The sequence below is a fragment of the Saccharopolyspora ipomoeae genome, assembly GCF_029952525.1.
In the GTDB taxonomy this organism is placed as follows: Bacteria; Actinomycetota; Actinomycetes; order Mycobacteriales; family Pseudonocardiaceae; genus Saccharopolyspora; species Saccharopolyspora ipomoeae.
This window is the reverse complement of record NZ_JASAOF010000002.1, coordinates 648257-662308: the sequence shown is the minus strand read 5'-3', so window position 1 is coordinate 662308 and position 14052 is coordinate 648257. Positions and strand designations below refer to the sequence as shown.

General features: G+C 70.2%; 14 protein-coding genes. 11 read left to right on the top strand and 3 right to left on the bottom strand.

Features of this window, described 5'->3' with window-relative positions; translation table 11 throughout:
- Window positions 1-289: 289 nt before the first annotated feature.
- The 11 genes from QFW96_RS06625 to QFW96_RS06575 all read left to right on the top strand — a co-directional run bounded on the left by QFW96_RS06625 (window position 290) and on the right by QFW96_RS06575 (window position 11058).
- The gene (locus tag QFW96_RS06625) at window positions 290-1375 is read left to right on the top strand and encodes a sensor histidine kinase (protein ID WP_281454639.1); all 1086 of its coding nucleotides are present in this window, start codon (window positions 290-292) and stop codon (window positions 1373-1375) included.
- A complete protein-coding gene (locus QFW96_RS06620; protein ID WP_281454638.1) occupies window positions 1372-2154 on the top strand; it encodes a LytR/AlgR family response regulator transcription factor in 783 nt (260 codons plus the stop codon). Before QFW96_RS06625 ends, QFW96_RS06620 begins: the two co-directional genes overlap by 4 nt.
- Window positions 2151-2501: a hypothetical protein gene (locus tag QFW96_RS06615; protein ID WP_281454637.1), complete on the top strand. Its 351-nt coding sequence runs from the start codon at window positions 2151-2153 to the stop codon at window positions 2499-2501. Before QFW96_RS06620 ends, QFW96_RS06615 begins: the two co-directional genes overlap by 4 nt.
- A 3-nt stretch (window positions 2502-2504) precedes the next feature.
- Window positions 2505-4178, top strand: a complete 1674-nt coding sequence (locus QFW96_RS06610; RefSeq protein WP_281454636.1) for a sodium/solute symporter — start codon at window positions 2505-2507, stop codon at window positions 4176-4178.
- 167 nt (window positions 4179-4345) lie between these two features.
- Entirely contained in the window at window positions 4346-4687 is a 342-nt protein-coding gene (locus QFW96_RS06605) for a DUF485 domain-containing protein (protein ID WP_281454635.1), read from the top strand.
- 18 nt (window positions 4688-4705) lie between these two features.
- Window positions 4706-6313 carry a solute symporter family protein gene (locus QFW96_RS06600; RefSeq protein ID WP_281454634.1) on the top strand — a complete coding sequence of 536 codons (1608 nt, stop codon included), beginning with the start codon at window positions 4706-4708 and terminating at the stop codon, window positions 6311-6313.
- A gap of 339 nt (window positions 6314-6652) precedes the next feature.
- Window positions 6653-8125 (top strand): FAD-binding protein, encoded by a 1473-nt coding sequence (locus tag QFW96_RS06595; protein WP_281454633.1) that lies wholly within the window; start codon window positions 6653-6655, stop codon window positions 8123-8125.
- 162 nt (window positions 8126-8287) lie between these two features.
- Window positions 8288-9277 (top strand): TerC/Alx family metal homeostasis membrane protein, encoded by a 990-nt coding sequence (locus QFW96_RS06590; protein WP_281454632.1) that lies wholly within the window; start codon window positions 8288-8290, stop codon window positions 9275-9277.
- 156 nt (window positions 9278-9433) lie between these two features.
- On the top strand, window positions 9434-9790 hold the full coding sequence (locus QFW96_RS06585; RefSeq protein ID WP_281454631.1) for an ArsR/SmtB family transcription factor: 357 nt from the start codon (window positions 9434-9436) through the stop codon (window positions 9788-9790).
- On the top strand, window positions 9787-10278 hold the full coding sequence (locus QFW96_RS06580; protein ID WP_425524719.1) for an SRPBCC family protein: 492 nt from the start codon (window positions 9787-9789) through the stop codon (window positions 10276-10278). Before QFW96_RS06585 ends, QFW96_RS06580 begins: the two co-directional genes overlap by 4 nt.
- Window positions 10279-10545: 267 nt before the next feature.
- A complete protein-coding gene (locus QFW96_RS06575; protein WP_281454630.1) occupies window positions 10546-11058 on the top strand; it encodes a GNAT family N-acetyltransferase in 513 nt (170 codons plus the stop codon).
- Here QFW96_RS06575 and QFW96_RS06570 read toward each other — a convergent pair.
- The 3 genes from QFW96_RS06570 to QFW96_RS06560 all read right to left on the bottom strand — a co-directional run bounded on the left by QFW96_RS06570 (window position 11049) and on the right by QFW96_RS06560 (window position 13929).
- Entirely contained in the window at window positions 11049-11900 is an 852-nt protein-coding gene (locus QFW96_RS06570) for a nucleotidyltransferase domain-containing protein (protein WP_281454629.1), read from the bottom strand. The two genes, QFW96_RS06575 and QFW96_RS06570, sit on opposite strands and share 10 nt — an antisense overlap.
- A 317-nt stretch (window positions 11901-12217) precedes the next feature.
- Window positions 12218-12847: an MBL fold metallo-hydrolase gene (locus tag QFW96_RS06565; protein WP_281454628.1), complete on the bottom strand. Its 630-nt coding sequence runs from the start codon at window positions 12845-12847 to the stop codon at window positions 12218-12220.
- A complete protein-coding gene (locus QFW96_RS06560) occupies window positions 12844-13929 on the bottom strand; it encodes an S-(hydroxymethyl)mycothiol dehydrogenase (RefSeq protein WP_281454627.1) in 1086 nt (361 codons plus the stop codon). The genes QFW96_RS06565 and QFW96_RS06560 overlap by 4 nt, the downstream gene beginning before the upstream one ends.
- Window positions 13930-14052: the final 123 nt, after the last annotated feature.

Below are 14052 nucleotides of genomic sequence, written 5' to 3'. Positions count from 1 at the left end.
CTGGTACAGCGCCGACGTGGCGTTGGCCTGCGCCGCGAACTCCTCAGACGGCGGGTACTGGGCGTGGGCCTCGTTGCTCACGGACACTCCCTGTGCTGCTCGGTGCGTGGTGCTCGACAACGCAACGTAGGCAACTCCCGTGATCTGGGGCACCAGGTTCGCGACCGACCGCCCTGCTGACGCGGCCGAACGTCCCCGCCGCGCGACGAGCGGTTGACGAGCGGTCTCGCCCAGTTCAGCCGTTCGGATTAGCATCCGGACATCCGTCAACGGTGATGTGGAGTGCGCGATGCCGGTCCCGACCAACCGCCTGCCGCAGTCCGGCGCGTGGTTGCCGCGGCGCTCGGACTCCGAGTCGGTGCTGCGCACGGCCCGCCGCCTGGCCGTCAACCTGCGCGCCGGAACCACCGGTCCCGGCGTGCCCAGCGCGCTGCGGGACCTGCGCAAGCTCCTGGCCGTGGACGCGGTCGGCCTCAGCGACCTGTCCGGGGCCCTGCAGTGGTCGGGCGGGATCAAGGCCGCGGCCGACGCGGTCACCGCCGTCGCCGACGTGCTGCACACCGAGACCCGCAGCGGCCGCCCGCCGCTGGTCGCGATGCCGCTGCTGGTGCACGACGAGCTCGCCGGCGTCCTCGTCGTCGAGGGCGAGGTGCGGATGTCGGCGGTGCGCGAGGCCACCGCCTGGGTCGAGGACGCCCTGGAGCACGGCAAGCTGGAGGACTCCGCCGAGCTCGCCGCCCAGGCCGAGCTGCGCGCCCTGCGCGCCGAGATCTCCCCGCACTTCATGTACAACGCGCTGACCGTGATCGGCTCGCTGGCGCGCTCCGACCCCGAGCGCTCGCACGAGCTGATGCTCGACTTCGCCGAGTTCATCCGCTACGGCCTGGCGCGGCACCGCGACTACACGACCGTCTCCGACGAGTTCCACGCCATCGAGACCTACCTGGCCCTGCAGCGCGCGGTGCTGGGGGAGCGGCTGCGGGTGCAGATCCGCGTCGCCCCCGAGGTGCTGGCCGTGGCGATCCCGTACCTGGTGCTGCAGCCGCTGGTGGAGAACGCCGTGCGGCACGGCCTGGAACCCGGCTTCACCCCCGACTCCGACGACGTCGGCACCGTGCAGGTGCTCGGCGAGGCCGAAGGCGGGGACCTGATCATCAGCGTCGAGGACGACGGCGTCGGCATGGATCCCGCCGAGGCCGAGGCGATCCTGGCCGGGCAGGGGCCCGCCGACTCGGTCGGGCTGGCCAACGTCGACCGGCGGCTGCGCAGCGTCTACGGGGCCTGGTACGGGCTGGTCGTGGAAACCGCCGAGGGAGCGGGCACCCGCGTGGTCGTCCGCGTCCCGCGATTCCATCCGGGAGTGGTGCCGAGTTGAGCGAAGGATTGCGCGCGCTGGCGGTCGACGACCTCTCACCCGCGCTCGACGAGCTGTGCAGGTTGCTGCGCGAAGCTCCCGAGGTCGGGGAGGTCGTGGCCGCCTCGGACTCCCTCAGCGCCCTGCGCACGCTGCAGAGCGACCGGTTCGACGTGGTGTTCCTCGACATCTCCATGCCCGGGCTGGACGGCATGGAGCTCGCGTCGCTGCTGGCGAAGATGAGCGAGCCGCCGGTGATCGTGTTCGTCACCGCCTACGAGCAGCACGCGGTGCGCGCCTACGACGTCGGTGCGGTCGACTACCTGCTCAAACCCGTTCGCGCCGAACGACTCTCGGCAGCGCTGGACCGGGTGACGCGGCTGCTGTCCGCTGAGGACGTCGTCGCGCCGGTGCCCGCGCAGCAGCCGGACGCGATGGTCGCGCTGCCGGTGGAGACCGCCGGGCGCACCCGCTACGTGCGCCGCAGCGAAGTGCTGTTCGTCGAGGCGCACGGCGACTACGTGCGGCTCAACACCCGCAACGGCGTGCACGTGGTGCGGATGCCGCTATCACGACTCGAGGAGTACTGGGAGGGAGCGGGTTTCGTGCGGGTGCACCGCAGCTTCCTGCTGTCGCTGGCGGCGGTGCGGGAACTGCGCAGCGACTCCGCCGGGGCGCTCAACGCCCACACCGAGGCCGGTGACGTCCCGGTCAGCCGACGGCACGCCCGCGACCTGCGGGAACGGCTGCTGGAGAGCGCCCGCAACGCCGAGCTCACCAACCCGCGAGGACGCGGATGAGCGGTGGTCCCAAGCGCGTCGCGGTCACCAGCCCGCAGACCCGGGTCGCCCACGCCCGCCGCACCCTGCGGCGGCGCTGGCGCGCGCCCCGCCTCGAACCCGGCGAGGAGCTGCGCGCCCGCGCCCTGCACCGGGCGCAGCGCAGGCTCGGAGCGGTGACGCTGCTGCTGCTGTGCGCGCTGGTGTTCGGGCTGCCGCTGGTGTTCACCGCCGCGCCCGTGCTCGACGAGCTGCGGCTGCTGGGCGTGCCGGTGTCGTGGTTGATGCTGGTGCTGCTGCCGTTCCCGGCGATGGCGGCACTGGCCCGCTGGCAGCTGCGCGGCGCCGAACGCGTCGAGGAGCGCTGAGGCGTGTTCGTGCTGATCGCGGTCGCGGCGGTGGTGCTGCTGACCCTGCTCATCGGGTTGCGCGGGGTCGCGGCGATGCGCACCACCTCCGACTTCCTGGTCGCTTCCCGGCAGGTGTCGCCGCTGGTCAACGCAGCGGCGGTGTCGGGGGAGTACCTCTCGGCGGCGTCGTTCCTGGGCGTGGCCGGGCTGATGCTGTCCCACGGCGTCGGCGCGCTCTGGTACCCGGTGGGCTTCACCGCCGGGTACGTGGCGATGTTGGTGCTGGTGGCCGCCCCGATGCGCCGCTCCGGAGCGCTGACGGTGCCCGACTTCGCGGAGGCCCGCTTCGCCTCCCCGGAGCTGCGGCGGCTCGCCGCGGTGGTGGTGCTGATCATCGGCGGGCTGTACCTGGTACCGCAGTTCCGCACCGCCGGGCTGGTGCTCAGCGTCGTCAGCGGCACCCCGTACTGGGTGGGCGTGGTCATCGCCGGCGCCGCCGTGTCGATCACGCTGGCGCTGGGCGGGATGCGCGCGGCGACCTACGTGCAGGCGTTCCAGTTCTGCCTCAAGCTCGTGCTGTTCGTGGTGCCCGCGGTGTGGCTGCTGCTGCAGGTGGGTCCGGAGGTGCGGCAGCAGGCGCTGCACCCGGTGCAGTTCACCCACTTCGCCCAGGACACGCCGGTGACCTTCCGGGTCGCCGTCGACCTCGACGTCGCCGAGCCGGTCACGGTGCGCGACCCGGGAGGACGCCCGGTGCCGCTGAACCCGGGCTCGCACGAGATCGAGGCGGGCCGGACGCTGACGTTCCCGGCCGGAGCCGCGGTGCCCGAGATCGACGGCATCGACGTGCCCGGCGGGCCGGACTGGCAGCGGCCGCTGCTGGACCTGGAGAACGCCGAGCACCCGCTGCTGGGAACCTGGGCGGTGCTGGTGGCGACGCTGTTCGGCACGATGGGCCTGCCGCACGTCATCGTGCGGTTCCACACCAGCCGCGACGGTCGCGCCGCCCGCCGCGCGGCGGCGATCACCGTGCTGCTGCTGGGCTGCTTCTACGTCTTCCCGGGCATCTACGGCGCGCTGGGCCGGGTGCTGATGCCGCAGCTCTACCTCTCCGGCGTCACCGACTCGGTCGTCGTCGGGCTCCCGGCACAGGTCGACACGGGGTGGGCCGGGACGTTGTTCACCTCGCTGCTCACCGGCGGTGCGTTCGCCGCGTTCCTGGCGACCTCGCTGGGGTTGCTGCTGGTGGTCTCCGGTGCGATCTCGCACGACCTCACCCCCGGTGGGCTCGGCCAGCTGCGGTGGACGGTGCTGGGCGCGGCCGCGGTGGTGGTGCTGCTGGCGCTGCCCGCGACGCACCTGTCCGCGGGCGTCCTGGTGACCTGGGGCTTCACCGTGGCGGCGGCGACGTTCTGCCCGCTGCTGGTGCTCGGCGTGTGGTGGCCGAGGCTGACCCGCACCGGGGCGCTGTGGGGGATGCTGGTCGGGCTGACCGCGACCTCCGGCGCGATCGCGGCGACCCTGTTCGGCCCGCCGCTGGCGGGGCTGCTCGCGATCCTCGTCGCCCAGCCGGCCCCGTGGGCGGTGCCGCTGGCCTTCGCCACCATGATCGCGATCTCGCTGCGCGGCAAGACCCCGCCGTGGGCCGAGACCGCCGTGCTGCGCCTGCACCTGGACGAAACCTCGCGTCGCTGACGGTTGACGCGGATGTCACAGGCCGGACAAGAGCGGGACCGCTCGTCGTGGTCGACCGGCCGTTCGTCGACCGTTCGTCCCGGTGGCGCCGTCATCGGTCCCGCACGGCTCCCGCACCGGATGGCGGCTTCCTTAGCGTGGCGCTCCTCACACGTTAGGGAGGATCCGTGAGCACCACCGACTCCGCCAACCCGCCGCCCACCGACGACATCTGGCACGAAGCGCACACCAGCGAGGACTTCGCGTTGCTGCGCCGGCGGTTGCGGGCGTTCGTCTTCCCGGTCTCCGCGCTGTTCCTGGTCTGGTACCTGGTCTACGTGCTGCTGGCCGACTACGCGCACGGGTTCATGTCGATCAAGCTCGTGGGCAACATCAACGTCGGCCTGGTGCTGGGCCTGCTGCAGTTCGTGTCCACGTTCGCCATCACCACGATCTACGTGCGCTACGCCAACCGGAACCTGGACCCGGTGGCCGAGCGCGTCCGCGCCCGCGTCGAAGACGCCTCCTGACCCCCACAAGGAGCTGGGATGAACCACCTCGCGCAGGGGTTGCAAGGAAGCAACCCGCTGCTCAACATCGGAATCTTCGCCGCGTTCGTCGTGGTGACGCTGGTCGTCGTGCTGCGCGCCAGCCGCAACACCCGCAGCGCCGCCGACTACTACGCGGGCGGCCGCGCGTTCTCCGGGCCGCAGAACGGGATCGCGATCGCCGGTGACTACCTGTCGGCGGCGTCGTTCCTGGGCATCGTCGGCGCGATCGCGCTCTACGGCTACGACGGGTTCCTGTACTCCATCGGCTTCCTGGTGGCCTGGCTGGTCGCGCTGCTGCTGGTGGCCGAACTGCTGCGCAACACCGGCAAGTACACGATGGGCGACGTGCTGGCGTTCCGGATGCGCCAGCGCCCGGTGCGGGCCGCGGCGGCGACCTCGACGCTGATGGTCAGCTTCTTCTACCTGCTGGCGCAGATGGCCGGTGCGGGCGTGCTGGTCTCGCTGCTCCTGGGCGTCTCCAGCGGCACCGGGCAGGCGTTGGTGATCGCCATCGTCGGCATCATCATGATCGTCTACGTGCTGGTCGGCGGCATGAAGGGCACCACGTGGGTGCAGATCATCAAGGCTGTGTTGCTGATCAGCGGTGCCGCGGTGATGACGGTGTGGACGCTGGCGATGCACGGTTTCGACTTCTCCGGCCTGATGCAGGCCGCCGTGGACCGCGCGTCCTCCGGTGAGAAGCTGCTCAACCCCGGCGCCAAGTACGGCAAGTCGGAGGTCAGCAAGCTGGACTTCCTGTCGCTGGGCATCGCCCTGGTGCTGGGCACCGCGGGCCTGCCGCACGTGCTGATGCGCTTCTACACCGTGCCCACGGCCAAGGAGGCGCGGCGCTCGGTGGTGTGGGCGATCTGGCTGATCGGCCTGTTCTACCTGTTCTCGCTGGTGCTGGGCTACGGCGCGGCGGCCATCGTGGGTCCGGAGGCGATCAAGGCCGCGCCGGGTTCGTCGAACTCCGCGGCGCCGCTGCTGGCCCAGGCGCTGGGCGGGCCGCTGCTGCTCGGGTTCATCGCCGCGGTCGCCTTCGCGACGATCCTCGCGGTGGTCGCGGGTCTGACGATCACCGCGTCGGCGTCGTTCGCCCACGACATCTACGCCAACGTGATCAAGAAGGGCAAGGTCGAGGACAAGGACGCGGAGGTGCGCGTCGCCCGGATCACCGCGGTGGTCATCGGCCTGGTCGCGATCGTGGGCGGCATCCTGGCCCGCAACCAGAACGTGGCGTTCCTGGTGGCGCTGGCGTTCGCGGTGGCGGCCTCGGCGAACCTGCCGACGATCCTGTACTCGCTGTTCTGGAAGCGGTTCAACACCTCGGGCGCGCTGTGGAGCATCTACGGCGGTCTGACCACGACGGTGGTGCTGATCGTGTTCTCCCCGGCGGTGTCGGGCAGCGAGGAAGCGATGCTGCCGAACGTGGACTTCCACTGGTTCCCGCTGCAGAACCCGGGTCTGGTGTCGATCCCGGCGGCGTTCTTCTTCGGCTGGCTGGGCACGGTGCTGTCCAAGGAGCACCTGGAGGACAAGTACGCCGAGATGGAGGTGCGTTCCCTGACCGGCGCTGGAGCCGAGAAGGCCTCCACGCACTGAGTCACCCGCGACGCGCGGTGGTCCCGACCTCGGGGGCCACCGCGCGTCGTCGTCTCCGGGGTGGGGAAGTTTTCATGAAAACTTCCCTCCGCCGGAGAACAGGAGGTTTTCATGAAAACTGCGATCTCCCCGCACCCGTCCGAGGTCACGAGGTTCTCGTGCGACCGTCACCGCTGGTGGGGAGGGAAGTTTTCATGAAAACTTCCCCCACCCACACAGCAGTAGAACATGTTACAGTCCATTTCGGGCTGGTCGTCGAGCGTTGAACATCGACTGAGGACAGGGTGTTTCGGCGGTTCCGTGCGGTCGGGTGGTTGGTGACGGTGGAGCGCGTTCTAGGTGGGTGGGCTCGTGGGTGTGGAGATCCCTGATCCGGTGTCGGTCGAGGCGGTGAGCACCTGGTCCGATGAGGTCGACGTCGTCGTGATCGGTGCCGGGATGGCGGGCGTGAGCGCCGCGCTGGAGGCCCGGTCCGCGGGTGCGAACGTCCTCGTCCTGGACGCCGGTGGCCGCCTGACCTGCACGAGCGCGATGGCAGGCGGGCACTTCTACCTCGGCGGCGGGACCGAGGTGCAGCAGGCGACCGGCTGGGACGACTCTCCCGAGGCGATGGCCGACTACCTCGCCCTGATGTCGCCGGAGTGCGACCCGGCCAAGATCCGCGCCTACGCCGACGACAGCGTCGAGCACTTCCGGTGGCTGGAATCCCTGGGGTTCGAGTTCAACCGCTCGTTCTACCCGCACAAGGCCGTCGTCCAGCCGGGCACGGAGGGCCTGAGCTTCACCGGAAACGAGAAGTGCCTGGACGTCGCCGACGTCGTCAAACCCGTTCCGCGCGGCCACAAGGTCCCGGTCCCGGGCGACACCGGCGGCGCCGGGCTCGTCGTCGGCCTGGCGCTGGACGAGCTCGCCGAGCGAGGGGTCGAAGTCCGCTGGGAGACCGCCGCGACCGCGCTGGTCCTCGACGGCGACCGGGTCGCGGGCGTGACCTGGAAGGACCTCGACGGCGCCGGCGCGATCAAGGCCGGTGCGGTGGTGATCGCCGCGGGCGGCTTCGTGCTCAACCGCGAGATGCTCGAAACCCACGCCCCCGACCTGCTGGCCGTCGAGAGCAACGGCATGGCGCTGGGCAACACCTACGACGACGGCCTGGGCATCCGCATGGGCCAGTCCGTCGGCGGCGTCGCCGACCACCTCGGCGAGGTGTTCCTGACCGGCCCGTTCTACCCGCCGGGCGAGGCGCTGCGCGGCATCGTCGTCAACAAGCTCGGCGAGCGCTTCGTCAACGAGGACTCCTACCACTCCCGCACCTCGGCGTTCGTCTTCGAACAGCCCGACCGGGTGGCCTACCTGATCCTCGACGAGGCCACGATGGTCCAGCCCAGCTACCGCTTCCAGCCGCTGGTCGACGGCTGGGACACCGTCGAGGAGATGGAGCGGGCCCTGGGCATCCCGGAAGGCGCCCTGGTCGACACGCTGAACTCCTACAACGAGAACGCCGCCCGAGGCGAGGACCCGGACTTCCGCAAGGCCCCGGAGCACCTGACCCCGCTCGACCACGGCCCGTGGGGCGCCTACGACCTCACCCCGGGCAAGTGCTTCTACGCCGGGTTCTCCTGCGGCGGACTGCGCGTCACCGTCGACGGACAGCTCCTCCGCGAGGACGGCACGGCCGTCCCCGGCGCCTACGCGGCCGGAGCCTGCGCCTCCAACATCGCCGTCGACGGCAAGGGCTACGCCTCGGGAATCCAACTCGGAGAAGCCTCCTACTTCGGCCGCAGAGCAGGCCGCACCGCGGCTCAGCAGGCCTGACCGCCGGGGTTTGCGCCCCCTTCATCGGGGATATCCCTGGTTGAAGGGGGGAGTACTTCGGAACGGTCGCGCCGGTCAGCACGGACGCTCTCGCGTCCCCGGTGGGCCGACCCGAGCGGGTGAAGGAGACCCCGGGCCGCCACGTGCTGTTCGGGAGTCGCGATGCTCGTCCTCTCCTCCGCTGATGTCTCGGTGGGCTCGCCCTGGATGTGGGGCATCAGCCTTGCCGTGCTGCTCGCGCTGCTGGCCCTGGACTTCGCCATCACCCGCAAACCCCACGAGGTGGGGATGCGCGAGGCGCTCGGGTGGTCGGTGTTCTACATCGCGCTGCCGCTGCTGTTCGCGCTGCTGCTGTGGGGTTGGTACGGCGGGGGTCCGGCGCTGGACTTCTTCACCGGCTACGTGGTGGAGAAGTCCCTGTCGGTGGACAACCTGTTCGTGTTCATGCTGCTGCTCGCCGGGTTCTCGGTGCCGAGCGAGCTGCAGCAGCGGGTGCTGCTCTACGGCATCGTCGGGGCGCTGGTGCTGCGCGGGATCTTCATCGCCCTCGGTGCCGCTCTGCTGCAGGCCGGCACCTGGGCTTTCCTGGTGTTCGGCCTGATCCTGTTCGTCACGGCCGTGAAGATCCTGCGCGAAGCGCTCAGCGGTGCGGCGTTCGACCGCGACGTGTCGGAGATGCGCTCGGTGCGGCTGCTGCGGCGGCTGATGCCGGTCACCGACGACTACCGCGGGGCGAAGCTGGTGGTGAGCGAGGCCGGACGTCGCGCGCTGACGCCGCTGGCGGTCGTGGTGGTGGCGGTGTTCGCCACAGACGTGGTGTTCGCGGTCGACTCGGTTCCCGCGGTCTACGGCATCACCGCCGACCCCTACCTGGTGTTCACCACCAACGCCTTCGCCCTGCTGGGCCTGCGCGCCCTGTACTTCGTGCTGCACACGGCGCTGGCCAAGCTCGTGCACCTCAACCACGGGCTGGCGATCATCCTCGGGTTCATCGGCGTGAAGCTCGTCCTGCACTGGGCGCACGGGATCTGGCCGCAGGTCCCGGAGATCCCCACGCCGATCTCGCTGGCGGTCATCGTGCTCGTGCTCGCCGCGGTCACCCTGACCAGCCTGCGCGCCCGCCGCTCCGCACAACCCGACCTCGGGAGCTGACCATGCTCTGGACGGAACTCCTCGCGACCGCGCTCGTCCTGGCCGCACTGGTGATCACCTGCGCGGTGCTGTCCTCGGCCCGCCCGCCGCGCGGGCCGCACACCGGTCACCGATGACGACTTGCGATCTACAACCGATCGGTTGTATGTTCTTCGTGTGGACGACACCGAGGCAGAGGACAGGGCTGACGCTCTCTTCCACGCGCTCGCGGACCGCACGAGACGCGACATCCTGCGCCGCGTTCTGGTCGGGGAGCACTCGGTGACCGCGCTGGCCGCGAACTACGACATGAGCTTCGCGGCGGTGCAGAAGCACGTCGCCGTTCTCGAACGCGCGGGCTTGATCACCAAGCGTCGCAGCGGCCGGGAGAACCTCGCCGCCGGCGAGGTGGAGGCGGTGCGCTCAGTGGCATCGATGCTGGGCGAACTGGAGGAAGTGTGGCGCGGGCGCGTCGCCCGCATCGACGAGCTCCTCGCCACCGAGGGGCCGACCGGAACAAACGAGGGAGAATGACCATGCCTGTCACCGACGTTCGACACGATCTCGACGAGCTGACCCTGACCATCACCGCGGAGTTCGCCGCCCCGGTGCAGCGCGTCTGGGAGATCTACGCCGACCCGCGTCAGCTGGAGAAGATCTGGGGGCCGCCCACCTACCCGGCGACGTTCGTCGACCACGACCTGACCCCCGGCGGGCGCATCAACTACTACATGACCAGCCCGGAAGGTGAGAAGTTCTGCGGCTGGTGGGTGGTCAAGACCGTCGACGAACCCCGCGAGTTCACCTTCGAGGACGGCTTCGCCGACGAGGACTTCAACCCGCTCCCGGACATGCCGGTCTCCCACAACACCTACACCTTCGAGGAGACGAGCAGCGGCACCCGAGTCACCTACGCCAGCCGCTACGTCTCGGCCGAAGCCCTCCAGAAGGTCCTCGACATGGGAGTCGTCGAAGGGGCCTCCTCCGCCATCAACCAGATCGACGACCTCCTCGCAGCCTGACCCACCCCGGGGACGAGAACCGCGGTTTTCAACCGGTCGAGAACCGCGGTTTTCAACCGACGAATGTTGCAGTGTTCGTCCCCGGGGTATCGGGTGCGGACGGCGGTTCCGCGCGGATCGGAGGCCGGGCACCGTTGAATTCGGTGCGGTGGGCCGTGTTCCGAGCGTGCTCGGGATGCTGGACGGCCGAGCGTGGCGTGCCGCGCGACGGCGAGGGGAAGGGCAGCGGCCGGTTCGCCGCCCGGTCGATGGGGAAGTGAGGGCGGCGTGGTCGAGCTGATCGGGGAGAGCGTGCGGCTTCGGGAGTTTCGAGCTTCCGACGTCGACGCGAGTTTGCTGGTGGTGGGCGATGACCGGGTGACGCGGTTCCTGTCGTTCGACTCGCGGTCGCGGGAACAGGCGGAGGCGATGATCGCCGGCACCGTCGAGCGCGCGGCCGTGGAACCCAGGACCGAGTTCTACCTCGCGGTCACGCCGAAGGACGGCGACGACCTCGTCGGCTTCGCCCGGCTCGGCCTGACCGGCGTCAAAGCCGACAAGCTCGGCTACGCCACCGACGCCGCCCGCACGATCCTGAACCACGCCTTCGGCTCCCTCGGCCTGCACCGCGTCACGGCGGCCATCGGCCCGGACAACACCGCAAGCCTCGCTGTGGTCCGCAAACTCGGCTTCATCCGCGAAGGAACCCTCCGAGACCACGTCTTCACCAACGGAGCCTGGCGAGACTCCCACCTCCACTCCGTCCTTTCACCGGAGTGGAACACCCGAGATCACCTCTGACCGTCGAGCAGTGGTGGGCAGGGGACAGTTTTAGTGAGAACTGTCCGGGCAAAACGGGCATTGATCAGGTGATTCGGGGAAGAACCGTCCCCTGCGAGAGCGTCGCGGAAGAGAACTTCGGCGTCGGTGATGACTCCGTGCAGGGCTGCGGGGTCCGGTTCCAGGCGGGCGGTGATGGAGTCGATGCCGCGCAGGTCGGCCCGCTGGAGCAGTCGCTTCTCGTTGGTGACCCACTCGCCGCGCGCCGCCAGCACCGCGTGCGCGGTGTGCATGGCGGCCGTGGCCAGGGCGCCTGCGACCTCGGTGGCTTGGCCGCGGTCGGCGTAGGCGCCGCGAGCGTACCGGAGCGTGATGCTCGCCCGGTCGTGCCAGAACGGCGGAGCCGATTTCCTGAGCGCTGCGGGGTATTCCGGACGCGGCAGGTCACCGCGCAACGTGCGGTTCAGGGCGAGTTCGGCGACCACGAGGTAGGTGGGGATACCGGCGAGGTGGAACATCAACGGCTCCCAGCGGAACCGCCCGTTCCGCGCCTCCGCGAGTTCGCGCTCGACGACGTCGAGATCGCGGTAGTGCACGTCGACGTGCCGGTCGTCGATCGTGAGCCACGCCCCACCGTTGAACACCCCGCCACCCCAGCCGCCGATCTCGGAGACCTCACCCGGCCACCCGATGGCCCGCAGGTCGCCCGGGTCGAAGTCGCCCCGGTAGTAGATCGCGAAATCCCAATCGCTCATCGATCCGTGGGTGCCCCGAGCACGCGACCCCCCGAGCGTCACGGCTTGAACCCCCGGCAACTCCATCAGCCGATTGGCGACGTGGTCGAGAAAGCTCTCGTCGTCCATGCTGCTCCGATCGCTCCCGCACTCGGTCGTCGACGGGACTCGCCGCACTTCAGCATCGCGAGGTGGTCGCCTTCAACCGATTTTCGGGGTGATGGGTGCGTCTTGAGGGGTCGTTCGTGGCTGTCGTGGTGGGGAGGGGACAGTTTTAGTGAGAACTGTCCGGGCAAAACGGGCATTGATCAGGTGATTCGAGGAAAAACCGTCCCCTGCCGAGGGATCGTGGCCGTCGGGACCGGGGCGGTGGGCGTCGGGGTGCGGGCCAGGGGCGCGCAGCGCGAGTCCGCCGGGGTGGGGTTCGCGCTGCGCGCCGGTGCGGTTCAGTAGCCGCGGGCCTTCCAGTCGTCGAGGTTGGGGGCCTCGGTGCCGATCGTGGTGCCGTCGCCGTGCCCGGTGTGGACCTGGGTGTTGCCGGGCAGGGTGAACAGGCGGTCGCCGATCGAGGTGATGATCGTCGGGAAGTCCGAGAAGGACCGCCCCGTCGCGCCCGGTCCGCCGGAGAACAGGGTGTCGCCGGTGAACAGCGCTTTCGCCTCGGGCAGGTGCAGGCACACCGAGCCGGGCGAGTGGCCCGGGGTGTGCAGGACCTCCAGGGAGGTGCCCGCGACCGGGATCAGGTCGCCGTCGGCCAGCTCCCGGAACCGCTCGCCCGAGTGGGTCATGTCCCACAGCTGCTGGTCGCCCGGGTGCAGCAGCACCGGCGCGTCCAGCTCCGCGGCCAGCTGCGGCGCGACCGTGACGTGGTCGTTGTGGCCGTGGGTGCACAGGACCGCGGTGACGTTGCGGTCGCCGACGGCCTCGATGATCGGCTCCTTGTCGTGGGCCGCGTCGATGACCACCACGTCATCGTCGTCGCCGACGAGCCAGACGTTGTTGTCGACCTCCCACTCGCCGCCGTCGAGGGCGAACACGCCCGAGGTGATGACTCTTTCGACGATCAGGTTGCTCACAGGACCACCACCGAACGCAGCACCTCACCGGCGTGCATCGTGTGGAACGCCTCCTCGACCTCGTCGAGCTTGATGCGCTCGGTCACGAACTTCTCCAGCGGCAACCGGCCCTGCTGGTGCAGGTCGACCAGCATCGGGAAGTCGCGCTCCGGCAGGCAGTCGCCGTACCAGGAGGACTTCAGGGAACCGCCGCGGCCAAAGACGTCCAGCAGCGGCACCTCCAGGGTCATCTCCGGCGTGGGCACGCCGACGAGCACGACGGTGCCGGCGAGGTCGCGGGCGTAGAAGGCTTCCTTCCACGTCTCCGGGCGGCCGACCGCGTCGATGACCACGTCGGCGCCGAAACCGCCGGTCAGCGCGCGGATCTCCTCGACGCTGTCGCTCTCGGAGGCGTTGACGGTGTGGGTGGCGCCCAGGTCGCGGGCCCAGTCCAGCTTCCGCGGGTCCCGGTCCACGGCGATGATCTTCGAGGCGCCTGCCAGGCGGGCGCCCATGACGGCCGCGTCGCCGACGCCGCCGCAGCCGATGACCGCGACCGTGTCGCCGCGGCTCACGCCGCCGGTGTTGACCGCCGCGCCGAGACCGGCCATGACACCGCAGCCGAGCAGGCCGACGACGGCCGGGTCGGCGGTCGGGTCGACCTTGGTGCACTGACCGGCGTGGACCAGGGTCTTGTCGGCGAACGCGCCGATGCCCAGGGCCGGGGACAGCTCGGTGCCGTCGGTCAGGGTCATCTTCTGCTCGGCGTTGAACGTGTCGAAGCAGTACTGCGGGCGACCGCGCTTGCACGCCCGGCAGTTGCCGCAGACGGCGCGCCAGTTGAGGACCACGTAGTCACCCGGCTGCACCGTCTCGACGCCCTCGCCGACGCTCTCCACCGTTCCGGCGGCCTCGTGGCCGAGCAGGAACGGGTACTCGTCGTTGATCCCGCCCTCGCGGTAGGTCAGGTCGGTGTGGCAGACCCCGCAGGCGGCCACGGACACGACGACCTCACCCGGGCCGGGGTCGGGGACGACGATGTCGACGAGCTCGACGGGAGCGCCCTTGGCGCGGGCGATCACGCCGCGGACCTGTTGTGGCATGCGTCCTCTTCTTTCTTCGCAGGTGAACGGGTGCGCGCGCGGTGCACGACCTGGAAAACCGTACGTCCGTGACGACGTGCGGCCACCTGATCGGAAGGACGGACAAACCCAGACCTCCGTCGA

Coding starts and splice junctions, on each gene's coding strand:
- QFW96_RS06625 (WP_281454639.1), top strand. CDS start 290: ATGCCGGTCCCGACCAACCGCCTGCCGCAGTCCGGCGCGTGGTTGCCG.
- QFW96_RS06615 (WP_281454637.1), top strand. CDS start 2,151: ATGAGCGGTGGTCCCAAGCGCGTCGCGGTCACCAGCCCGCAGACCCGG.
- QFW96_RS06600 (WP_281454634.1), top strand. CDS start 4,706: ATGAACCACCTCGCGCAGGGGTTGCAAGGAAGCAACCCGCTGCTCAAC.
- QFW96_RS06590 (WP_281454632.1), top strand. CDS start 8,288: ATGCTCGTCCTCTCCTCCGCTGATGTCTCGGTGGGCTCGCCCTGGATG.
- QFW96_RS06580 (WP_425524719.1), top strand. CDS start 9,787: ATGACCATGCCTGTCACCGACGTTCGACACGATCTCGACGAGCTGACC.
- QFW96_RS06570 (WP_281454629.1), bottom strand. CDS start 11,900: ATGGACGACGAGAGCTTTCTCGACCACGTCGCCAATCGGCTGATGGAG.
- QFW96_RS06560 (WP_281454627.1), bottom strand. CDS start 13,929: ATGCCACAACAGGTCCGCGGCGTGATCGCCCGCGCCAAGGGCGCTCCC.